The organism is Bradyrhizobium lablabi (genome assembly GCF_018129385.1).
GTDB lineage: Bacteria > Pseudomonadota > Alphaproteobacteria > Rhizobiales > Xanthobacteraceae > Bradyrhizobium > Bradyrhizobium lablabi_C.
Genome location: NZ_JAFCLN010000010.1, coordinates 35128 through 55293 on the forward strand (window position 1 = coordinate 35128; position 20166 = coordinate 55293).

Sequence of the window (20166 nt, forward strand, 5' to 3'; positions counted from 1 at the left end):
TGTCAAAAAAATAGCAATGTCCGATTAGCCCCAACCGAGCAGAAGTGGACATTGCCGTGGTCCGCTGCGGGCCAAAAGCCGCTATCGGCGAGCATTGTGCGCTGTTCCCCGTTGAGCAAGGAAAGCTTCGACAGGCGCAATGACCTTCGATTCCAATCCGTTGATGATATCCCGTGGCTTGGCATACCTACTGACAGGCAGCATCCAAGGATAGTGCTTGTAGAAATCGAACATCCCGGGCTCAAACTGCGATGAAACAATTATCGGCTGAACAGGAATATTCGGAAGGTCCGGAACTAGGCCACGCAGTTCTTGAAGAACACTCTTTGCGTCGGACAGATCGGCAATGATGAATTTTGCCATTCTTCCCAGAAGAGCGACCGTCTCATCCGTACTTCGATTTTCTGGCTTTTCGAAATCGAAGACCACAGCAATGTATCCGAGATCCGCGATACGGTCCCGCAGGCTGTCGAGCACAGATTTTCTTTTGGGTGTGAATCTACCCAATATTAGGACGAGCTTCGATGTAATCCCGTCAATGACCCGTCTCAGTTGGATGTTATCTATCATCAGGTAGAGAAACTGGCCAATTTCGATGTCATCTACGGTGATCTCGGGACCGCCATCGTCGGTTATCACTATGGAGCGTTGTTTGGCGCCTTTCACGTTCAGGCCCCAGGTGGCCGCCCCGTAAATCCTGCAACGCGTAAGATCAGCGTTCGAGAGATTGGTTCTGACAAGCTTTGCGCCGCGCAGATCCGCAGACCGAAGGTCTGCGTTAGAAAGATCGGCTTCAGTCAGATCGCATCCACGTAGGATCGCTCCACTTAGGTCAGCACTTGCGAACCTGGATCCTTGCAGATTCGCGTTAGTAAGATTGACGCCATTCAAATTCGCTCCGCTAAGATCGGACTTGACGATAGTCGCGTCTGACAGGTCGCCTCCGGCAAACGTGGCGTTCGTAAAATCAGCACGATAGAATGCCGTCCATTGCATCTGTGCACGAAATAGATTTGCACCCGACAGCTTTGCACGAGCCGATCCCTTCAAATCGATTTTGGACCGACTGGACATCAGCAGCGACTCGCAAAGATTGAGATACGGCGCTTCTTGATTCAGATCTGGTTCGACAATTGCTGGATTCTGCTCTCGCCAGATATTCCACTTGTCCACTCCGGAGGACAGGATTTCGACCTGCTTCTGGTCAGCCATGGCTCGACTCCCGTGAAAAATTTATGTTTCCGAACCTGCATTCACTAAAACGGCACTTAATGTGCGATTAAAATGTTGTCGGCGCAACCAGAATGAGAGTTGGCTTTGGGACCCAAAGCAGTCATCACGGGTCCCCTGGACGCGTCCATTTTCCCCGGGCGATGATTGCACTCGGGTGCCTGAGTTTAGAGGCTACGTCCTCGCGGAGATCGTCGTCAAAGACAGATCCGTCAGAGAACCTGTTGGGCCTGGGGTGCCGATAGTTATCGGCAGGACCGACGATCAGGCGCGGGAAGATATCAAAAAGAAGGGCTGGAAGGCCAAGCTTGATCGACGCCGCAGATTCGCACGCGGCGCGCCCGCCAGCCCTGCCCGTCCCAGAAGCGCTGGGTAATCCAGTGGCAGGGACCGACCGCCTCTCCAACCGGGGCATTGACATAGCCCGACCAGTACGGAGCGCCGCGTGGTGGTCCGGGATAAGTGCGCGGATACGGATTGCCGCCGGGTCCGTAATCATAGCGCGGTTGTGCAACCGAGGGTGATGAAGGCATTGCAAAGAAGAACGCGATGGCGACTGCGATGCTCTTCATCATCGATCTCTCCATGCCCTATTATGCCAAAATACTACGTCTGACGATGTTGTATCGCAAGTGCTGGCCTAACTACCGAGTAAGCGGACGCGCCTGATGGCATCAATCCATGTGCGCCTAGTGTTGGATAACGATCCCCGGATTGCAAGCTGGCCAGCAGTCAGCGAACTGCGCGCTCCGCCTTCGCCAGATGCATCCCCGCGATATACCCGAACGTCAGCGCCGGCCCGAGCGTGATCCCCGCGCCGGGATAGTTGCCGCCCATGATGCTCGCCATGTCGTTCCCCGCGGCATAGAGCCCCTCGATCACGCGGCCGTCGCCATCGAGTGCGCGGGCGTGCTCGTCGGTCTTGATGCCGGCATAGGTGCCGAGATCGCCGATCACCATCTTGATCGCATAGAACGGCCCTTGCTCGATCGGCGCAATGCAGGGATTTGGCCCGTGCTGCGCGTCGCCCTGGTAGCGGTTGTAAGCGCGTGAACCCTTGCCGAAATCGGGGTCATGCCCGCTGGCGGCGTTCTTGTTGAAGGCGGTAACAGTTGCTTCGAGTCCCTTGGCGTCGATACCCGCGGCCGACGCCAACTCAGCCAGCGTCGCGCCGCGCTTGAGATAGCCGGTCTTCAGATGATGACCGAGCGGCATCGGGAAGGGCGGCACGCAGCCGAGACCGTATTTTCGCAGCGTGCGATGATCGCAGATCAGGAACGCGCTGATCTCTTCGCCGGGCTTTGCCGCCTTCACCATGTCCTGCACGAAGTCGTGGTACGAGTTGCCTTCATTGGCAAACCGCCTGCCGTCGCGCATCACGGCGATCACGCCGGGTTTGGCGCGGTCGATGAAGTGTGGCATCACGCCCCTGCTGCCATCCTTGCGCGTGGTGATGGAGACCGGCACCCAGGCGGCGCTATTGGGCAAGTTGTCCGAGATTTGACCGCCCGCCGTCTCCGCGAGCCGCAGGCCGTCGCCGGTATTGCCCGGCGGTCCCGGCGAATAATGCTCCTTGCCGGTCGGCGCGTGCGGAAACATTGCCTTGCGCCGCGCCACGTCGTGCGGAAAGCCACCGCAGGCGAGCACGACGCCGCGCTTCGCCGTGACGCGGGTGCGCTGGCCATCGCGCTCGACAACGGCCCCGCGCACCGCGCCGTCTTCGACGATCAGTTCGCGCACCGGCGATGACAGCCACAGCGGGATCTTCAGATCGAGCGCCGACTTGGCGAGCCGTCCGGCCAGCGCATTGCCGTTGGTCAGCGTCATGCCGCGGCCGTGTTGCCTTACATCCATGAAATGCTTCGCGAGGCGCTTGGCGACATAGACGGCCGACGTCAACGATTTCGTCGCGCGCATGAAATGGATGATCTCCTTGCCGGAGCCGAGCATCATGCCGAACACGGTGAGCTCCGGCAGCGGCAGGCCGATGTCCTTGATCAGCGGGCCGAGCTCGAGCCCGTCGAACGGCCGCGTCACCATCGAGCGGCCACCTTGCGTGCCGCCCGGCGCCTCCGCGTGGTAATCCGGAAAGGTCAGCGGCATGTCGAAGGCGAGCGCGGTCTTGCTGATGAAGAAGTCGACGGCTTCCGGCCCCTTGGTCAGAAACGCGTCAACGCGCGCGGCGTCAAAGCTGTTGCCGGCCTCGTGCCGCAGATAGGTCCGCGCTTGCTCCGGGCCCTCGACAATGCCCCAGGCCCGCGCCAGCGAGGTGCCGGGAATCCAAAGCCAGCCGCCGGAGCGGGCGGTGGTGCCGCCGAATTTCGGCTCCTTCTCGACGATCAGAACTTTCAGGCCATGATGCCCGGCGGTGACCGCAGCCGACATGCCCGAGCAGCCGGAGCCTGCGACCAGCACGTCGCATTCGTAGGTGTCGCTATCAACGCTTGCCACGTCTTCTTCCCTGGGAGTTCTGATCCGTCCTGCGGGCCGGGCGGTCCGACGGCGTTTTTATGTTTGGCCGATTGTTGGGACGTGACGCGGCGGTGTCAATGATGGCGATGGGTGCCATGCGCGTGCCCCGAAGGCATCTTGCGGTGCCGCAATCCAGCCACCATCTGTCGAGACCAAAGGAATCTCGCCATGCTGGATTTTACCTCAGATAGCGCCGGCAACGCTCCATTGCCGCGTGCGGATGAATCTGCCCCCGTCAATGACCAGGCCTTGCTCGACGCCTATTCCAACGCCGTGATCGGCGTGACCGAGCGCGTCGGGCCCGCCGTCGTGCGCGTCGAAACCGGTCCCAAGGTGAAGACCGTGCGCGATCGCGGCGGGCTCGGCTCGGGCATCGTGATCTCGCCCGACGGCCTCGTGCTGACCAACAGCCACGTCGTCGGGTCTTCGAAAGAGATCAGGCTGCGCGACACCGAAGGCTTTGTCACCGACGCCCACGTGCTCGGCACCGATCCCGATACGGATCTCGCGCTGCTGCGCGCCGATGGCGCGCGCGACCTGCCTTACGCCTCGCTCGGCAATTCGAAGACGCTGCGCCGCGGCCAGCTCGTGGTCGCGATCGGCAACCCGCTCGGCTTCGAATCGACGGTCACCGCAGGCGTGGTCTCCGCGCTCGGCCGCTCGATCCGTTCGGTCAGCGGCCGCACCATCGAGGACGTGATCCAGACCGATGCCGCGCTCAATCCCGGCAATTCCGGCGGGCCGCTGGTGTCGTCGAATTCAGAGGTGATCGGTATCAATACCGCCATCATCAATGGCGCACAGGGCATCTGCTTTGCGGTCGCCAGCAACACAGCGCAGTTCGTGCTGTCGGAGATCATCCGCCACGGCTATGTCCGCCGCGCCTATATCGGCGTCGCCGGGCAAACCGCGCCGATCCCGCGCCGCCATGCCGTGGTCGCCGGCATCGACCACACGATGGGCGCGTTATTGGCGCAGATCGAGCCGGATGGTCCCGCCGCGCGGGCAGGGCTGTTGCCGGGAGACGTCGTGATCCGGCTCGACGGCGTCGAGATCAACGGCGTCGACGACCTGATCCGCGCACTCGATCGCGACCGCATCGACCGCACGCTCGAGATGGAAGTGCTGCGCCTCGGCCGCCTGCGCGCGATCGACATCCATCCGATCGAGCGAAAGCCTGCGGCAAGGCAGGCTGTGGCGGCGTCCTAGCGACGTCGCTGCCGCAACGTGACCCTTAGCCGTCATTGCGAGCGAAGCGAAGCAATCCAGCTTCCTTCGCGGCGACAAGAAAGCTGGATTGCTTCGTCGCGGAGCCTGTCATCGGCGCGCATTCGCGCGACCCGTTGGCTCCTCGCAATGACGGCAGTGTATGCGGGGCACCAACGAAGGCTGGGCAGCGCTCGCGGCGACAGAGGTATTAAAACACCTCAATTCTACTGTGCATGGGGTTGTTTTCGCATTTTTGGTTTGGCCCCGTGCCGGCAGCTCCAACCCGCTCAATTCTTGTACGACGGATCGACCCGATCGAGCTTCCGCAGCAGCGCCGGCCAGGCAAGATCGCCGTTGCGCGCGGTGCGGCCGGGCTTTGGCAGCATCCGCTCATAGGTATCTTCCAGAATGGCTTGCGGCGGATAGACCAGCTCGGTGTTGCACGACAGCGCCATCACCTGCACCTGGCAGGCGCGCTCCAGCCGGAACAGCACGTTGAACGCCGCCGGCACCGAGCGGCCGACCACCAGCAGGCCATGGTTGCGCAGGATCATGGCCTCCTGATCGCCGAGGTCGCGCACCAGCCGCTCGCGCTCGTCGACATTGTCGGCGATGCCTTCGAAGTCATGATAGGCGACGTGCAGGAAGCGCATCGAGGTCTGCGCCAGCGGCAGCAGCCCGCACTTCATCGCCGAGACCGCCATGCCGGCCGGCGTGTGCGTATGGGCGACGCAATCGACGTCATGCTTGGCCATGTGGATGGCGCTGTGAATGACGAAGCCGGCGACGTTGACGTCATAGTCCGACGCGTTGAACAGCGTGTTGCCGGCAACGTCCACCTTGATCAGGCAGGAAGCGTCGATCTCCTCATAGAGCATGCCGTAGGGGTTGATCAGGAACTGATCATGATGCCCGGGCACCCGGCAGGAGATGTGGTTGGCGACCATCTCGGTCATGCCGTACATCGCCGTCAGCCGGTAGCAGGCGGCGAGATCGGCGCGCGCATGCCATTCCTCCGCGCTCACCTGTTCGCGCACCGATTTGACGACCTTGATCGCGGGCGAATTGACGGGCGGGTTCATGGCGCTTCTCCGGATCATTTGTTGTCGGAATTTGCCGGGAGGATACGGGCGGAGCCGGTTGTGCCGCAAGGCCGCACCGGTGGAGAGGCATGCAATCCGGCCATGGCCGAATGCAGACTACGGCCGCACCGCCGGCGATTCCATCGGCATGCCGCGCGCGCGCGACATCAGGTACAGCTCGAGCTCCACCAGTTCCGGCGCGCCATAGTCATAGGCCTGCGCCCGGATGCCGGTGATGCAGGCCCGCAAGCGCCGCTGTAACGAGCCGAGCGATTGCCATTCCAGCCGGTAGATCGGATAGCCGGTCGGATGCCCCTGCGTGATCGCCGAACCCGCCAGGTGCTTGTCCCAATTGTCATCATGGCAATTGGCGCAGGCCAGATTGAGCTGGCCCTGCCGCTGTGAATACAGCGCACGGCCTTTTTCGACGAAGGGTTTTAGCTGCGGATCGTCCCCGGCCGTGATCGCTTCGCCGCGCGACTGGCGCGCGATGAAGGCAGTCAGCGCCAGCAGGTCGCGGCTTTCGTACGCCAGCGGCGCCGCCTGTTGCCGGTCGGCCCGGCAAGAGTTGATGCGCTGCTCCAGATCGACGGGACGGCCGAGCGCCTTGTCATAGGCGGGATAGCGGGCCGCGACACCCTTCATGCTGGCGGAGGCATCGCCATGGCAATCGGCGCAGGCTTTGCCGGCGTTGCCGGTCTTTTTCTTCCAGAGCGCTTCGCCGTCGAGCACCCAGAGCATGGCAGGATTGGCGGTGTCGTCGTTCTGCATCGCCTTTGTGTCTGGCGCCATGAAGGTGAAACCGGACCGGCGATCGCCTGGCGGAATCTCCGAGGCCGCGGCGCCCGCCGCGATCAGCAATATCGCCGCTATTGCACTGGACCTCATTCGACGGCGATGGAGGCCGAAGCGGTTTCCGAAAATCCCTTGTCGCCGATCCATTCGAATTCGAACTTGCCGCTTTCGGTCGCGGTCGTGAAGAACGTGAAGAAGGGATTGGCCGATATCGCCGGGAACAGGTCGGCGCGAAAGATCTCCTTGCCGTTGAAGCGGCAAGTGAAGCTCGTAATGATGTCGCGCGGAATGACTTCGCCTGTCGCGGTATGGCGATAGCCGGTTTCCATGATGTGCGACATCAGCGTCTTGATCTCGATGATCTCGCCGCGTTTGGCCTTGGCCGGAACGTTGATCAGTGCCGATGCCATCAGACGGGCTCCTCGGTGCAGGCGGCAAGCGTCACGATGACTTCGACGCTGGCGGACCAGAAGGTGCCGTCCGAAAGCTTTGCGATCGCGATAATCTTCTGGCTGTCGGCGAGGCGGATGCGGGTGGAAACCTGCGCGCGGCCGGCGAGCGGTCCCAGATAAAAGTTGCCGATATTCGGCTGTGGGTTCTTTTCGTTGAAGACGTGGATGCTGAGCACATGGTCCTCGGGCGCCATCGGGCTGGCAACGCTCACCGTCATCGGCACGGTGTTGCCGTTCTCGACCAGCGGCGGCACCTCCAGCTTGACCTTGCCGTTCTTGACCGGGGCCGTTCCGACCACGGTGCGGATCGCGGATGCCATCGTCGCAGGGGTCGCTTTCGCCGGCCGCAACGTCACCGCGAGCATGGCGGCGCTGCCGGCAAGGGCAAGAAAGTCGCGTCGCGTGGTTGGGTCCAGCATCATCGGTTCCTATTCGCGCAGCGTCACAAGATAAGCCAGAATATCCTCGATTTGTTCAGCCGACAGGATCGGTTTGTCCCGCCATGCCCGCCCCACGCGGGAGAGGCCATCGAGCCGGTAATAGGACGGCATGATCGTCTCGGCGTTCAGCCGCGAAGCATCCACCAGCCGGAGGCGGAGCTGTCCTTCCGTCCAGCGCTTGCCGGAACCGGAAAGGTCGGGTGCGAGGTCACCCTGAAACTTCTGTTCGGGAAATGGACCGCTGTGGCAGAGGATGCAAGTGCTGGATCGTTCCACGACGAGCGCGCGCCCGCGCGCCGCGTCGCCTCGTCCATTCGTGAGCGATTGCGGGATAGCGTCGCCGACGATCGCATCATCGCGAAGCCCTTGCGCAGTAGCAGCAGCGGGCAGGGCGAGCAGCGCCCCGGCAAGCATTGGGCCCGACACGTGATGCCCGCGCCTAGCCAAAGACTTCCGCCGTGATCGTCTTGAACCAGGCGTCGGCATATTCGGCCTCGCGGGCACGGAATTCGCGCGGCACGTCGGCCGGGCTGACGCCTCCGGCGCCCTCGACATCGGCCAATAGCCCGTTCTTCGGTGCGTACACGCCGGCAACCGAAATGCCGTAGCCGGGCGCGGCGAGGCTGTAGCAGGTATTGATCAATTTCGGCGTGCCGGGCGTTCCGCCTGCGAGCAGTGTGGCGACCGCGCTCGCGCAATTCTTGGCCTGCGAATTTGCGGAAAAAGCGGATTTGGGCATGCCGCCGGCGATGCAGGCATCGCCGATCACATGGATGTTGGGCGCCGACTTCGATTCGAACGTGACGGGATCGATCGCGCACCAGCCGGTATTGTCGGCCGCGCCCGCGAGGCCAGCGATGCGGCCGGCGCGCTGCGGCGGAATCACATTCGCCACCTTGGCGGTATGGTTGCCGAAATCGGTGATCAGCGTGTTGGTCGCAGCATCCACCGCGTTCACCTTGCCGCCCTGCGACAGCGAGATCCACTCGATCATTCCCGGATACAGCTCTTTCCAGGCATTCTGGAACAGCCGTTGCTTGGAGAACGTGTCCTTGGCGTCGAGGATCAGCAGCTTTGAGCGCGGTTTTTTGGTCTTGAGGTAATGCGCGATCAGGCAGGCGCGTTCATAAGGCCCGGGTGGACAGCGATAGGGATTGGCGGGCGCCGCGATCACCACCAGCCCGCCGTCGTCCATCGCCTCGAGCTGCTTGTGCAGCAGCACCGTCTGCTCGCCCGCCTTCCAGGCGTGCGGCATCTTCGCGGCTGCGGCTTCGTCATAGCCTTGAAGCGCGTCGAAGCGCAGATCGATGCCGGGGGCCAGCACCAGCCGATCGTAACTCAGCCTCGTGCCGTCGGCGAGGCCTACCGTCCGCGCCGCGCCGTCGATTGCCGTTGCCGCCTGCGCCACCACGGTCACGCCTGACGCGGCGATCTTGTCATAGCCGAACTGCTGCTCCTCGATCGAACGCAATCCGGCAATCACGTTGTTACTGAACGGGCAGGCGACGAAGGTGCGGTTCGGCTCGACCAGCGTGACCTGTAGTTTCGGATCGATCTGTTTCAGCGCACGCGCACAACTGGCGCCGCCAAACCCGCCGCCGACCACGACGACGCGTGCGGCGGCCTGCGCGAAGGCGGGCAGGGGAAATGCCAGCCCGGCTGCTGCGGCCGCGCCGGCGCCAAGAAATTCCCGGCGGTTCATGCGATGGCGTATGCCCATGCCGCGACCCTACTTCTGCGCCGCGAGCCACGCCGCAATCGCGCGCAGCTCGTCGTCGGAAAAACCTTTCGCGATGCGGTTCATGACCGTCGAGGGAATCGAGCCGTCGCGAAACCCCATCATCGCCGTCATGATCTCGCCGGCATCGCGGCCGTAGAGCCGCGAGATCGGCGAAGTCGCACTTGCCCCGATGGAGTGACAGCCTGAGCACGACGCCGCGCCGGGCGGAGCGGGCGAGGCAGCAAAGCCCGGCACGGTCGATGCAAGGATGGCTGCAACGCCAAGTGCGAAGCGCAAGGCTGTCATGACTGAATATCCGAGAATGATGGAGCGGCGGCCTTTCGGCCGCCGCTCGTCATGTCAGGCAAAGGTGATGTTCTGGTCGCGCAGCGGCACCGAGCGGATGCGTTTGCCGGTCGCCGCAAAATAGGCGTTGAGCACCGCCGGCGCCGCGACGCCGATGGTCGGCTCGCCAACGCCGCCCCAGAAGCCGCCGCTGGGGACGATGACCGACTCCACCTTCGGCATCTCGGCAATGCGCATCGAGTTGTAGGTGTCGAAATTGGCCTGCTCGATCCGGCCATCCTTCACCGTGCACCCGCCGTAGAACAGGCCGGACAGGCCGTAGACGAAGGAGCCCGCGATCTGCCGCTCGACCTGCGCCGGATTGACGACATAGCCGGGATCGGTGGAGGCAACGATCCGGTGCACCTTGATCTTGCTGCCGTCGGTCACCGAGATTTCGGCGGCGCCGGCGACATAGCTGCCGTAGCCCATGATCTGCGCGAGACCGCGATGGACGCCTTGCGGCGCCGGTTTGCCCCAGCCGATCTTGTCGGCGACGGCATTGAGCACGGCAAGGTGCTTTGGATGTTTCGACATCAGCTTGCGGCGGAACTCCAGCGGGTCCTGGCCGACCGAATGCGCAAGCTCGTCCATGAAGCATTCCATGTAGATCGCGTTCGGATTGATGTTGACGCCGCGCCAGAAGCCGGGCGGGACGTGCGGGTTGCGCATGGAATGCTCGACCAAAAGGTTCGGCACGGTGTAGCCGAACGCAAAATCGCCGCTGGGGTTGAGCCCCTGGAACGCGGCCGGGTCCTTACCATTCTCCAGCGCCGCCGGCCTGACCGTATGCAGGATGGATTGTCCGGACAGGCGGAAATGCAGCGCCGTCAGATTATTGTCGGCATCGAACGCGCCGGTCAGCTTGCACTGGGTGACCGGATGATAGGTGCCGTGCTGCATGTCGTCTTCGCGCGACCACAGCAGCTTGACGGGCGTGCCCGGCATCTGCTTGGCGATCGAAACCGCCTGCCGGACATAGTCGGTCATGCCGCGCCGGCCAAAACCGCCGCCGAGGATCAGCTTGTGTACTTCGCATTTTTCGGCGGGCAGGCCGGAGGCTTCCAGCGTCGCCGCGAAAGCGGCTTCGCCGTTTTGCGTTCCGGTCCAGACCTCGCACTTGTCCGGCGTGTAGAGCGCCGTCGCGTTCAGCGGCTCCATCGCGGCGTGGTTCTGGTAGGGGTAGTTGTAGACCGCCTCGACCTTCTTGGCGGCGCTGGCGATGGCCGCCTTGGCGTCGCCATTCTGGTTGCCGATGAAAGCCGGCTGCGAATTGTCGAGGCCTTCGGCCAGCCATTTCGCGATCGACTCGCTCGAGACCTTGGCATTCTCGCCTTCGTCCCAGACGATCGGAAGCGCGTCGAGTGCGGTCTTGGCGTGCCACCAGGTGTCGGCGACGACGGCGACGGTGCTGTCGTTGACACGCACCACCTTCTTCACGCCCTTCATGCCCGTGACCTTGGCTTCGTCGTAGCTTTTCAGCTTGCCGCCGAATACCGGGCATTCCTTCAGCGCGGCGTTGAGCATGCCCGGCATCTTGACGTCGATGCCGTAGGTCATCTTGCCGGTGGTCTTGTCGACGGTATCGAGCCGCTTGACGCCCTTGCCGGCGATCTTCCAGTCCTTCGGATCCTTCAGCTTGATCTCGGCATCGGCCGGCGGAGTCAGTTTGGCGGCGGCTTCGACCACCTTGCCGTAGGTGGTGGTCTTGCCCGACGCCTTATGGGTGATGACGCTATCGGAAGCGGTGCATTCGGAAGCCGGCACCTTCCATTCGTTCGCGGCCGCCTGCACCAGCATCATGCGCGCGGTGGCGCCGGCCTTGCGGACATAGTCCTGTGAGGTGCGGATGCCGCGGCTGCCGCCGGTCGAAAAATCGCCCCAGACGCGCTTGCGTGCGACATTCTGTCCCGGGGTGGGATATTCGGTCGTGACCTTCGACCAGTCGCATTCCAGTTCCTCGGCGACAAGTTGGGCAAGGCCGGTGAGGGTGCCCTGGCCCATTTCCGAGCGCGCGATCCGGATCACGGTGGTGTCGTCAGGCCGGATCACGATCCATGCGTTGACTTCGGGCGAACCGTCGGCGGCGCGCACCACGGTCGGGCCGCCAAAGGGAAGATCGAGCCCAATGGCAAGGCCGGCGCCTGCGGCGGCGGTGCCGATAACGAAGGCGCGGCGGTCGAGTTTGACGTGCTGATTCATGGCTGCCTCCCTCAAGCGTTCGCGGCGGCGTGGATCGCCTCGCGCACCTGCTGGAAGGTGCCGCACCGGCAAATATTGGTGATGGCCGCATCGATATCCTGATCGGTCGGCTTCGGATTGTCCTTCAGCAAGGCCGCAACCGCCATGATCATGCCGGTCTGGCAGTAGCCGCATTGCGGTACGTCATTGGCGACCCAGGCCTGCTGCACCTTGTGCAGTTTGCCATCGGCAGCGGCGAGGCCTTCGATGGTGGTGATCTGCTTGCCGGCGACTTCGCCGACCACGACGCCGCAGGAGCGCATCGCCACGCCGTCGACATGAACCGTGCAGGCGCCGCATTGTGCGATGCCGCAACCGTATTTCGTTCCCGTTAGTCCGACGTTCTCCCTGATAGCCCAAAGCAGCGGCGTATCGTCCTCGACGTCGACATTGATTGTTTTGCCATTGATATTGAGGTTTGCCATCGCGATCCCCTTGCTGGCCCAGTCCATCGAGAGGGCCCGGCGCGGAACTTGGACCGGAATCTGGAATCGTTCAAATCAAGAAAATGCGTATTGCATGAGGGATGATCGGCGGTCGTCCGGGGTTACAGCCCCCGGCAAGCGTGGCGCGAAACCGACCGTTCGGCGGCAACCTGAGAACGGTTGTGCGTGGCTGCGCCGGCGTAGACAGTGGCCGCCAGCAAAGAGGAACGAGAGCCTTGAAAAGTCTTTTGGCAGCCGCAGCACTGGCCGTCGCGATGGTATCGCCTGCAAGCGCCGGCCAGAGCGTCAGTCTCGTCCTGAACTGGACGCCGGGCGCCGATCACTCTCCTTTCTATTATGTCTATTATGCGAAAACCCAGGGCTGGTACGAGAAGGCGGGCATCGATCTGGCGATCGAGGTCGGCAAGGGTTCCGGCATGTCCTCGCTCAAGGTCGGCTCGGGCGGCGCGCCGTTCGGCATTTCGGACCTTGCGACCATGCTGGTCGCGCGCGGCAAGGGCGCCGACGCCGTGGCCGTCATGAGCATCTATGCCAACACGGGACAGACTTTTTACTGGCTGAAAAGCTATGGCGTCAGCGGTCCAAAGGATTTTGCCGGCCGCAAGATCGGCAATCCGCCCGGCGATGCATCGCGGGTGATGTGGCCGGCTTTCGCCAAGGCGACGGGCCTTGGGCCTGACTCGGTGTCATTCGTCAATGTCGGGCCGACGGCGAAATCGGCCGCGCTGAAGGCGCGGACGGTCGAGATCATCAGCGACTTCTACAACTCTCATGACGTCAAGCTGAAGGAATTCGGCGGCGACCTCGGCGCGCTGAACTGGAAGGACATCGGCCTCAATCCCTATGGCAACTCGCTGATCGTCAATGGCGCGTTTCTCGAAAAGAATCCAAAACTCGTCGAAGACTTCGTTCGCATCACGCAAAAGGCGTACGCGGCCTGCGTCGCCGATTTCGAGCCGTGCCTGAAAGCGCTGCTGGACAATGCCACGGGCCTCGACCGCGAGGAGCAATTGCTGCAATGGGGCCGCATCAAATATCTGATGGCCGATGAATTCACGACCACCAAGGGGCTGGGCTGGATCGACCAGGGACGGATGAAGAGCGACTATGAGCTGGTGCAGACTTATCTGGGTATCGAAAAGCCGTTCTCGGTCGAGAGTTCATTCACGGCAAAGATGCTTGATCCCTCGGTGAAGATGGACGCCAGCAAGGTTCAGAAGTGAGGTATCAAAGACTTTTCTCCGTCATTGCGAGGAGCGCAGCGACGAAGCAATCCAGTTTTTCTCGTCGCGGCGAAGGAAGCTGGATTGCTTCGCTTCGCTCGCAATGACGGCGGAGAGAGCTATCCGGTAGCGGTCAGTCCCAGGCTTCCGTAAATCCGCCGCGCATAGGCGCCGAACTCGTCGGTGGTCTTGATCGGCAGGTCGCGCGGGAACGGCAACTCGATCGGAAAATACTCGGCCATTTTGGCAGGACCGGCGGTCAGCACCGCGCAATGCGAGGCGAGGAACACCGCCTCCTGAATGCTGTGCGTCACGAAGATGATGGTCTTGCCGCTCTCGCGCCAGATCCGCAGCATTTCCAGGTTCATCTGCTCGCGCGTCAGCGCGTCGAGGGCGCCGAACGGCTCATCCATCAGGATCAGTTTGGGATCGTGGATGAAGGCGCGCGCAATCGCCGTGCGCTGCTGCATGCCGCCGGACAGTTGCTGGGGATATTTGTCCTCATAACCGGCAAGGCCGACGAGCTTGAGCAATTCGCGGGCACGTGCGCGGGCCGGGCCCATCGGCAGCCCGACGATCTCGGCCGGCAGCAACACGTTGTCGAGGATGGTGCGCCATTTCAGCAGCAATGCCTGCTGAAACACCATGCCGATGTCGCGCGCCGGATCGAACGGCGTTTTCGCATTGCCGATCTTCACCGTGCCGCCGTCGGCGCCATGCAGGCCGGCGAGGATTTTCAGCACCGTCGTCTTGCCGCAGCCGGAGGGGCCGACGAGCGAAATCAGTTCGCCTTCCTGCACGTCCATGGTGACGTCGGAGACGGCCAGAAATTCCTGGCCGGCCGAGCGGTACACCTTGCGGACATTGCGCAGGCTGATGAAGGGCTCGTTCGCCGTCATGCCAGCCATTTCTGAAGGTTTGCGGCGACGAACGTGTCATCGCTGAGATCGGCATGCTCGCGGCAGACCCGATCGATCTCCTGCATCTGGCCGAGGCTCAAGCCTTCGGCCGGATCGAGGCACCAGATGCCCTGCATCAGGCCCTGACGCCGCAGGATTTCATGACAGCCGGCAATGCAGCCGTGAAAATTATTGGCGACATCGAAGAAGGCGCTGTTGCAATCGGTGACGCGCGCGTCGAGCGCCAGCAGTTCGGCCGATACGGTGTCTTTGTTGCGCGCCGCCTTGCAGATTTCGAACTGCTTGATCGCCGCTGCCGTCCACACCGACCAATGGCCGAGCAGGCCGCCTTTGATGTGCGTGCGCGTCGTTATGCCTTTGTCCCTGAGGTCGAACGGCAGCGTCAGGTCGAGCAAGATATGGTCGTCATTGCCGGTATAGAGCGTGATGCGGTCGAGCGCGCCGGCCGCCGCCACGCCGCGCAGCACGTCGAGCGTGCGATAGCGGTTGAACGGCGCGATCTTGATGGCGACGACGTTGTCGATCTCGGCAAAGCGCCGCCAGAAATTGGCGCTCAGGATAACGCCGCCGACCGCCGGCTGGAGATAGAAGCCGACCAACGGGAATTCGCTCGCCACGGTGCGGCAATGCGCGATGATCTCGTCTTCGGACGCCGACTTCATGGCGGCAAGGCTGAGCAGGCCGGCGTGATACCCGATGCCGCGCGCGATCCTGGCTTCCGCAATCGCCTGCTGTGTCGGGCCGGCAAGCCCGGCGACCATCGCCAGCGGCCGCTTGGTCCAGTCAGCGGCAGTTTCGGCGGCAAGCTCCAGCACCGGGCGGTACATGCCGACGTCGCGGATCGCAAATTGTGTGGTGTGCACGCCGACCGCCAGCCCGCCTGCGTCCGCATCGATGTAGTAGCGCGTCAGCGCGCGCTGATGTCTAACGTCGAGCGCGCGGCTGGCATCGAGCGCGAGCGGATGGGCGGGGATCACCGTGCCCTCGGCGATCAGCTTTCGTACCTCGGATTTGATCTCGCTGTGGTGCATGAACGCGCTTCCTAACCGTATTCGGGGCCGGCGACGGCGAACGGCGGCTCGGTGGCCTGGGTGACGGCATTGCCAAAACGCATGCGCTGGAATGGCCGCTCGATGTTCCAGCCGCAGCCGGTGAGGCCTTCAAGGAATTGGCTCTGGCTGTGCACGGCATCGAGCAGCAGCGGACCGCGCTCGGAGCGAACGATGGCCTGCACCAATGCCAGCGCTTCGTCGGGGCTATCGGCAAAGAGCGGCGCGATGTGTCGCGCGGTGCGGCCATTGCGCACCAGCGCCATGGCGTTTCCCTTCTTCACCATGCGCGAGCCGGGCCGACCGGCAAATTCCGAAAGCAAGGCGTCGCGTGAAAATCCCATCGCGCGCGCGTCGTGTGCCGCGAATGCGACAGGGTCGCAGGTCTCAAGCGACGACGCCGCCTCAGCCGACGATCCGGAATTTTCCAGCCGCAGCCGGCGCAACTCCAGCGTCGGCGCAAAACCCAGAGGACCGTAAACGGTCGCGCCCGCCGGCGTCGCATCGAGCCAGCTCGTCAGGCCCATCTGCTTCGCCGTGCTCAGGCAGGAATCGACCAATCTCGTCGCGATGCCCCGCCGCCGCCAGCTCTCGGTCACCAGCACCATGCTGATCCAGGCATTGCCGGCCGAGTAGGGCAGCAGCGCCGCGGTCGCGATCAGCCGGCGGGTATCGTCGCGGACGCCGATGACGATGCCTTTGGACAGAAAAAAGCGCCAGTCATCCTCGTTCTGGTTCCAGCGCGCTTCGGTCGACAGGACGAGCCCTGCGGCAGCGTCCTCGACGCCAAGGCGAACGATGGCGACATCCTCAGTAGCGGCCATCGCGGACCTCGTATTTGGTCGGCTTGCCGAGGCTCGGCATATCCCGCTGCAACCAGTCAGCCGTCCACTTGATCAATTGCTCGGTGTCCACGATCGGCAAGCCGAACAGTTTTACCGCCAGCGAGGTGTTGGTCAGCCAGGCGGTCGGCTGCTCCTTGCCGACCAGGATGGGCTCGCGGCCAAAGAGCTTGCCGAATTTTGCGGCGAGATCGCGTACGGCGAGGATTTCGTGGCCGCTGACATTGATCGGCGACGTCGGCGTTTCGCAATGCGCAAGGCACCGCAGCGCCTGCGAGGCCGCATCGCCCTGCCAGATGAAGTTGACATGGCTGATGCTGACGTCGATCGGCTTGCCCGAAAACACGTTGCTGGCGATGTCGTGCAGCACGCCGTAGCGCATGTCGATGGCGTAGTTCAGCCGGAACAGCCGGCCGGGCGTGGAGAATTTTTTCGAGAAATACTCGAACATCCGTTCCCGCCCGACACAGGACTGCGCATATTCGCCGGGCGGATCGGGCTGCATCTCCTCGCGCGAGCCGCCGCTATCGACTGGAACGAATGGATAGACGCAGCCGGTCGAGAACGCGACGATCCGCGAGCGCGGAAAGACCTGCGCGATCAATGCCGGCACGTGCGAATTCATCGCCCAGGTCAGCGCCAGATCGCCTTCGGCGCCGAACTTGCGGCCGGCCATGAACACGATGTTGGGGATTTTCGGCAGCGCGCCGATCGCGGCTTCATTGAGCAGGTCGCAACTGATCGTCTCGACGCCGCGGGCTTGCAGCCAGTCCTTGACGCCGGCTTCGCTGAAGCGTGCCACGCCGATCACGCGCCGGCCAGGAGCCGCGGCCTTCGCAAGTCCCGCAAGCGTCGGCCCCATCTTGCCGGCAACGCCGAGGATCATGATGTCGCCTTCGAGCTTGGCGAGATCGTCGATCAGCGCCTGGCTCGGCCGGCACAGGAGTTCGTCGAGCGCGGCGATATCCGGGATCGTCTCCGGGAGGGTCTCGCGGGTGAGCAGCATGTTTGCGTTCCCTTTTCTTATTGCAGCCTGATATCGCGGACCACGAACAGCCGTTCGAGGCCGAGCACGAGGCCGTAGAGCGCCACCCCAAGCAGGGTCAGCAGCACCACCGCCATCACCATCGCCGGCGTGTCGAGCGAGGACTGCACCTGAATCATCAGATAGCCGAGGCCGCGCTCGGAGGCGATGAATTCGCCGACGATTGCGCCGGCCACGGCCAGGATGGCGCCGACCTTCATGCCGGAGAAAACGTAAGGCAGCGATCCCGGCAACTGTATTTTGCGGAACAACGTCCAGCGCGAGCCGCGCAGGGATTTGACGAGATCGAGCAGGTCAGGCTCGACCTCGCTGAGCCCGCGCGCGGTGGTGAGCAGGATCGGGAAGAAGCAGATGCTGAACGCGATCAGGATGTTCGGCCAGATGCCGTAGCTGAACCAGACGATGACGAGAGGGCCGAGCGCGACTTTCGGGATCATGTTCAACGTCACGAACAGCGGCAGCAGCATCAGGGCGACGATCCGCGACCAGGTGAAGATGACAGCGAATGCGACGCCGACGAAGGCCCCGAGGCAAAACCCGCCGAGGATTTCGATCGCGGTGACGGCGGTGTTCGAAAGCCAGGCATATTTGGCCGAGCCGAGCGTCGAGAGCGCCGCCAGCGGCGAGGGCAGAACGAATTTCGGCACTTTGAAAGCATCGACCAGCACTTGCCAGAGGGCGATCACGGCGACATGCACGATCAGGATGATCGCAAACGATCGGGCTGAGCGTGTTCCGTCGGCAGGCAAGTTCGAACTCCCGGAAGGCGCCGCCCCTGTGGCAGCGCGGCAAAAACCTAGCGCGATCCAATGCCGCTTTCAACCATCTGGTTGATTAGGGACGCAGCGACTGCATGACGAGATCGACGACATGCTTCCGGCGGGCAGCTTTGGCGGTCCGGCTCGAAAAATCCTTGCCAAAGATCGCCGACAGCGTCGGCGTGTTGGAGAAGAAGAAGTAGCTGAGGCCGGCGATCGAAATATAGAGGTGGACGGGATTGACGCCGCGGCGAAACGTCCCGGCCCTCACGCCTTCGCCCAGGATTTTCGAGACCAGGCTGACCAGCGGCGAATGCATCGCTTCCAGCTTGCGGGAGCCGCGCACATGGCGGGCGCCGCCGCGGTTTTCGTCGTTGAGCAGCAGAATGAAGTCCGGATGGGCCGCGAGATGATCGAAGGAGCTCTCGATCAGTTTGCGGATCGCGGTATCGGGCGGCAGGCCAGAGAGGTTGAGCTTGCGTTCCTGGGCGCGGATTTCCTCGTACACCCATTCCAATACGGCGAGATAAAGGGCGTCCTTGTCGCCGAAATAGTGGTAGACGAGTTGCTTGTTGACGCCGGCGCGCTCGGCGATGTCGTCGACGCGCGCGCCGGCGAGGCCGCGGGCCGCGAACTCGCGCCGGGCCGCCGTCAGCAGCTTCCTCTGCGTCGCCTCGGGATCGCGGCGCCTTATGGGCGAGCCGTTTGCGCGTCTTTTGGGCATTTCCAACCAGATAGTTGACAACTCGTCCTGTCCCGAGTTGCATTGGTAACGTCGCGTCGTCCTTGCAGCAAGGGAGAGTTGCCATGAAGGGTTTGCGGATCGCCATGCTGGCCATCGGCTTGAGCCTGCCCGCCGTCTCCTCGCAGGCGGGAGAGGCGGTCAACCTCACGCTCAACTGGACGCCGACCGCGGATCATTCGCCGTTCTATTACGCCAAGGCGCAGGGCTGGTACGAAAAGGCCGGCATCGACCTCACCATCGAGACCGGCAAGGGCTCCGGCGTTTCGTCGCTGAAGGTCGGTTCCGGCGGCTCGCCGTTCGGCATCGCCGACCTTGCGACCATGCTGGTGGCCAAAAGCAAGGGCGCCGACGTGGTGGCCTTGATGAGCATCTATGCCAACACCGGTCAGACGTTTTACTGGCTGAAGAGCTATGGCGTGAACGGCGCCAAGGATTTCCCGAACCACAAGATCGGCAATCCGCCGGGCGACGCTTCACGCGTGATGTGGCCGGCCTTTGCCAAGGCGGCAGGCATCGCGCCGGACTCGGTCAATTTCGTCAATGTCGGCCCGACCGCCAAGATCGCGGCCTTGAAGAGCCACACCGTCGATATCATCAGCGACTTCTACAACGAGCATGACCTCAAGGTGATCGAGTTCGGCGCCGATCTCGGCTACGTCAACTGGAAAGACATCGGCCTCAATCCCTACGGCAATTCGCTGATCGTGAACGGCGCGTTCATGCAGAAGAATCCAAAACTGGTGGAGGATTTCGTGCGCGTCAGCCAGAAGGCCTTTGCCGCCTGCGTGGCTGACGTCGCACCCTGCCTGAAGGCGCTGCTCGATCAGGTCTCCGGCCTCGACAAGGAGAACCAAGAGCGGCAGTGGGAGCGCATCAAGTTCCTGATGACCGACGAGTTCACGACCACGAAGGGACTCGGCTGGATCGACGGCGAGCGCATGAAGAAGGATTACGAGCTGGTGCAGACCTATCTCGGCATGGAAAAGCCGTTCGACGTCTCCACGGCCTTCTCCACCAAGATGCTCGATCCCGCCGTCAAGATGGATGCAAGCAAGGTGAAGAAATAGCGCAGCCGCCCGCGGGTTGACGCCCCTTATTAGCATTGACATGTTGCACCGCCCGCGTCGCAATGCCGAATACGGCTGCACGCTC

General features: G+C 62.9%; 21 protein-coding genes. 3 read left to right on the plus strand and 18 right to left on the minus strand.

The features are described 5' to 3' along the window. Positions 1-81 precede the first annotated feature (81 nt). The 3 genes from JQ628_RS19410 to JQ628_RS19420 all read right to left on the minus strand — a co-directional run bounded on the left by JQ628_RS19410 (position 82) and on the right by JQ628_RS19420 (position 3681). Positions 82-1212 (minus strand): pentapeptide repeat-containing protein, encoded by a 1131-nt coding sequence (locus tag JQ628_RS19410; protein ID WP_212224581.1) that lies wholly within the window; start codon positions 1210-1212, stop codon positions 82-84. 299 nt (positions 1213-1511) lie between these two features. Then, the gene (locus JQ628_RS19415) at positions 1512-1805 is read right to left on the minus strand and encodes a hypothetical protein (RefSeq protein ID WP_212224582.1); all 294 of its coding nucleotides are present in this window, start codon (positions 1803-1805) and stop codon (positions 1512-1514) included. Between the two features lie 157 nt (positions 1806-1962). Beyond that, positions 1963-3681 (minus strand): FAD-dependent oxidoreductase, encoded by a 1719-nt coding sequence (locus JQ628_RS19420; RefSeq protein WP_212224583.1) that lies wholly within the window; start codon positions 3679-3681, stop codon positions 1963-1965. Between the two features lie 189 nt (positions 3682-3870). Here JQ628_RS19420 and JQ628_RS19425 point away from each other — a divergent pair, with 189 nt between their 5' ends. Continuing rightward, complete coding sequence (locus JQ628_RS19425; RefSeq protein WP_212224584.1) at positions 3871-4911, plus strand: S1C family serine protease; 1041 nt, start codon at positions 3871-3873, stop codon at positions 4909-4911. A 287-nt stretch (positions 4912-5198) separates the two neighbouring features. Here JQ628_RS19425 and JQ628_RS19430 read toward each other — a convergent pair whose 3' ends face one another. The 9 genes from JQ628_RS19430 to JQ628_RS19470 form a co-directional block, all read right to left on the minus strand. After that, positions 5199-5993 carry a class II aldolase/adducin family protein gene (locus JQ628_RS19430; protein WP_212224585.1) on the minus strand — a complete coding sequence of 265 codons (795 nt, stop codon included), beginning with the start codon at positions 5991-5993 and terminating at the stop codon, positions 5199-5201. 117 nt (positions 5994-6110) lie between these two features. After that, complete coding sequence (soxA, locus tag JQ628_RS19435) at positions 6111-6881, minus strand: sulfur oxidation c-type cytochrome SoxA (protein WP_212224587.1); 771 nt, start codon at positions 6879-6881, stop codon at positions 6111-6113. Beyond that, positions 6878-7198: a thiosulfate oxidation carrier complex protein SoxZ gene (gene soxZ, locus JQ628_RS19440; protein WP_212224589.1), complete on the minus strand. Its 321-nt coding sequence runs from the start codon at positions 7196-7198 to the stop codon at positions 6878-6880. Before soxZ ends, soxA begins: the two co-directional genes overlap by 4 nt. Continuing rightward, positions 7198-7659 carry a SoxY-related AACIE arm protein gene (locus tag JQ628_RS19445; RefSeq protein WP_212224591.1) on the minus strand — a complete coding sequence of 154 codons (462 nt, stop codon included), beginning with the start codon at positions 7657-7659 and terminating at the stop codon, positions 7198-7200. The genes soxZ and JQ628_RS19445 overlap by 1 nt, the downstream gene beginning before the upstream one ends. Before the next feature lie 9 nt (positions 7660-7668). After that, positions 7669-8094 (minus strand): sulfur oxidation c-type cytochrome SoxX, encoded by a 426-nt coding sequence (gene soxX, locus JQ628_RS19450; RefSeq protein WP_249128137.1) that lies wholly within the window; start codon positions 8092-8094, stop codon positions 7669-7671. A 25-nt stretch (positions 8095-8119) separates the two neighbouring features. Continuing rightward, a complete protein-coding gene (locus JQ628_RS19455) occupies positions 8120-9400 on the minus strand; it encodes an NAD(P)/FAD-dependent oxidoreductase (protein ID WP_249128139.1) in 1281 nt (426 codons plus the stop codon). A 9-nt stretch (positions 9401-9409) separates the two neighbouring features. Beyond that, positions 9410-9706: a c-type cytochrome gene (locus JQ628_RS19460; RefSeq protein ID WP_212224593.1), complete on the minus strand. Its 297-nt coding sequence runs from the start codon at positions 9704-9706 to the stop codon at positions 9410-9412. Between the two features lie 54 nt (positions 9707-9760). Then, positions 9761-11947, minus strand: a complete 2187-nt coding sequence (locus JQ628_RS19465; protein WP_212224594.1) for a xanthine dehydrogenase family protein molybdopterin-binding subunit — start codon at positions 11945-11947, stop codon at positions 9761-9763. Positions 11948-11958: 11 nt separating this feature from the next. Further along, a complete protein-coding gene (locus JQ628_RS19470; protein WP_212224595.1) occupies positions 11959-12411 on the minus strand; it encodes a (2Fe-2S)-binding protein in 453 nt (150 codons plus the stop codon). 275 nt (positions 12412-12686) lie between these two features. Between JQ628_RS19470 and JQ628_RS19475 the strand changes: the two genes are divergently transcribed. Next, entirely contained in the window at positions 12687-13655 is a 969-nt protein-coding gene (locus tag JQ628_RS19475) for an ABC transporter substrate-binding protein (RefSeq protein WP_212224827.1), read from the plus strand. A gap of 119 nt (positions 13656-13774) precedes the next feature. Here JQ628_RS19475 and JQ628_RS19480 read toward each other — a convergent pair whose 3' ends face one another. The 6 genes from JQ628_RS19480 to JQ628_RS19505 form a co-directional block, all read right to left on the minus strand. Continuing rightward, a complete protein-coding gene (locus JQ628_RS19480; RefSeq protein WP_212224596.1) occupies positions 13775-14563 on the minus strand; it encodes an ABC transporter ATP-binding protein in 789 nt (262 codons plus the stop codon). Then, on the minus strand, positions 14551-15606 hold the full coding sequence (locus tag JQ628_RS19485) for a dihydrodipicolinate synthase family protein (RefSeq protein ID WP_212224597.1): 1056 nt from the start codon (positions 15604-15606) through the stop codon (positions 14551-14553). The genes JQ628_RS19480 and JQ628_RS19485 overlap by 13 nt, the downstream gene beginning before the upstream one ends. A gap of 11 nt (positions 15607-15617) precedes the next feature. Further along, positions 15618-16448, minus strand: coding sequence for a GNAT family N-acetyltransferase (locus JQ628_RS19490; RefSeq protein ID WP_212224599.1), 831 nt, complete (start codon positions 16446-16448; stop codon positions 15618-15620). Beyond that, a complete protein-coding gene (locus tag JQ628_RS19495) occupies positions 16435-17472 on the minus strand; it encodes an NAD-dependent epimerase/dehydratase family protein (RefSeq protein ID WP_212224601.1) in 1038 nt (345 codons plus the stop codon). The genes JQ628_RS19490 and JQ628_RS19495 overlap by 14 nt, the downstream gene beginning before the upstream one ends. A 17-nt stretch (positions 17473-17489) precedes the next feature. Then, complete coding sequence (locus JQ628_RS19500) at positions 17490-18260, minus strand: ABC transporter permease (protein ID WP_212224603.1); 771 nt, start codon at positions 18258-18260, stop codon at positions 17490-17492. Between the two features lie 85 nt (positions 18261-18345). After that, entirely contained in the window at positions 18346-18993 is a 648-nt protein-coding gene (locus JQ628_RS19505; RefSeq protein ID WP_212224604.1) for a TetR/AcrR family transcriptional regulator, read from the minus strand. An 83-nt stretch (positions 18994-19076) separates the two neighbouring features. On the opposite strand from JQ628_RS19505, the gene JQ628_RS19510 reads away from it, so the two are divergent. Continuing rightward, on the plus strand, positions 19077-20081 hold the full coding sequence (locus JQ628_RS19510) for an ABC transporter substrate-binding protein (RefSeq protein WP_212224605.1): 1005 nt from the start codon (positions 19077-19079) through the stop codon (positions 20079-20081). The last annotated feature ends 85 nt before the right edge of the window (positions 20082-20166 follow it).

Bases quoted from the DNA above. Each gene is read 5' to 3' on its own strand.
- JQ628_RS19410 (WP_212224581.1), bottom strand. From the start codon at position 1,212: ATGGCTGACCAGAAGCAGGTCGAAATCCTGTCCTCCGGAGTGGACAAG.
- JQ628_RS19415 (WP_212224582.1), bottom strand. From the start codon at position 1,805: ATGATGAAGAGCATCGCAGTCGCCATCGCGTTCTTCTTTGCAATGCCT.
- JQ628_RS19425 (WP_212224584.1), top strand. From the start codon at position 3,871: ATGCTGGATTTTACCTCAGATAGCGCCGGCAACGCTCCATTGCCGCGT.
- JQ628_RS19430 (WP_212224585.1), bottom strand. From the start codon at position 5,993: ATGAACCCGCCCGTCAATTCGCCCGCGATCAAGGTCGTCAAATCGGTG.
- soxA (WP_212224587.1), bottom strand. From the start codon at position 6,881: ATGAGGTCCAGTGCAATAGCGGCGATATTGCTGATCGCGGCGGGCGCC.
- soxZ (WP_212224589.1), bottom strand. From the start codon at position 7,198: ATGGCATCGGCACTGATCAACGTTCCGGCCAAGGCCAAACGCGGCGAG.
- JQ628_RS19445 (WP_212224591.1), bottom strand. From the start codon at position 7,659: ATGCTGGACCCAACCACGCGACGCGACTTTCTTGCCCTTGCCGGCAGC.
- soxX (WP_249128137.1), bottom strand. From the start codon at position 8,094: ATGCTTGCCGGGGCGCTGCTCGCCCTGCCCGCTGCTGCTACTGCGCAA.
- JQ628_RS19455 (WP_249128139.1), bottom strand. From the start codon at position 9,400: ATGGGCATACGCCATCGCATGAACCGCCGGGAATTTCTTGGCGCCGGC.
- JQ628_RS19460 (WP_212224593.1), bottom strand. From the start codon at position 9,706: ATGACAGCCTTGCGCTTCGCACTTGGCGTTGCAGCCATCCTTGCATCG.
- JQ628_RS19465 (WP_212224594.1), bottom strand. From the start codon at position 11,947: ATGAATCAGCACGTCAAACTCGACCGCCGCGCCTTCGTTATCGGCACC.
- JQ628_RS19470 (WP_212224595.1), bottom strand. From the start codon at position 12,411: ATGGCAAACCTCAATATCAATGGCAAAACAATCAATGTCGACGTCGAG.
- JQ628_RS19475 (WP_212224827.1), top strand. From the start codon at position 12,687: ATGGTATCGCCTGCAAGCGCCGGCCAGAGCGTCAGTCTCGTCCTGAAC.
- JQ628_RS19480 (WP_212224596.1), bottom strand. From the start codon at position 14,563: ATGGCTGGCATGACGGCGAACGAGCCCTTCATCAGCCTGCGCAATGTC.
- JQ628_RS19485 (WP_212224597.1), bottom strand. From the start codon at position 15,606: ATGCACCACAGCGAGATCAAATCCGAGGTACGAAAGCTGATCGCCGAG.
- JQ628_RS19490 (WP_212224599.1), bottom strand. From the start codon at position 16,448: ATGGCCGCTACTGAGGATGTCGCCATCGTTCGCCTTGGCGTCGAGGAC.
- JQ628_RS19495 (WP_212224601.1), bottom strand. From the start codon at position 17,472: ATGCTGCTCACCCGCGAGACCCTCCCGGAGACGATCCCGGATATCGCC.
- JQ628_RS19505 (WP_212224604.1), bottom strand. From the start codon at position 18,993: ATGCCCAAAAGACGCGCAAACGGCTCGCCCATAAGGCGCCGCGATCCC.
- JQ628_RS19510 (WP_212224605.1), top strand. From the start codon at position 19,077: ATGAAGGGTTTGCGGATCGCCATGCTGGCCATCGGCTTGAGCCTGCCC.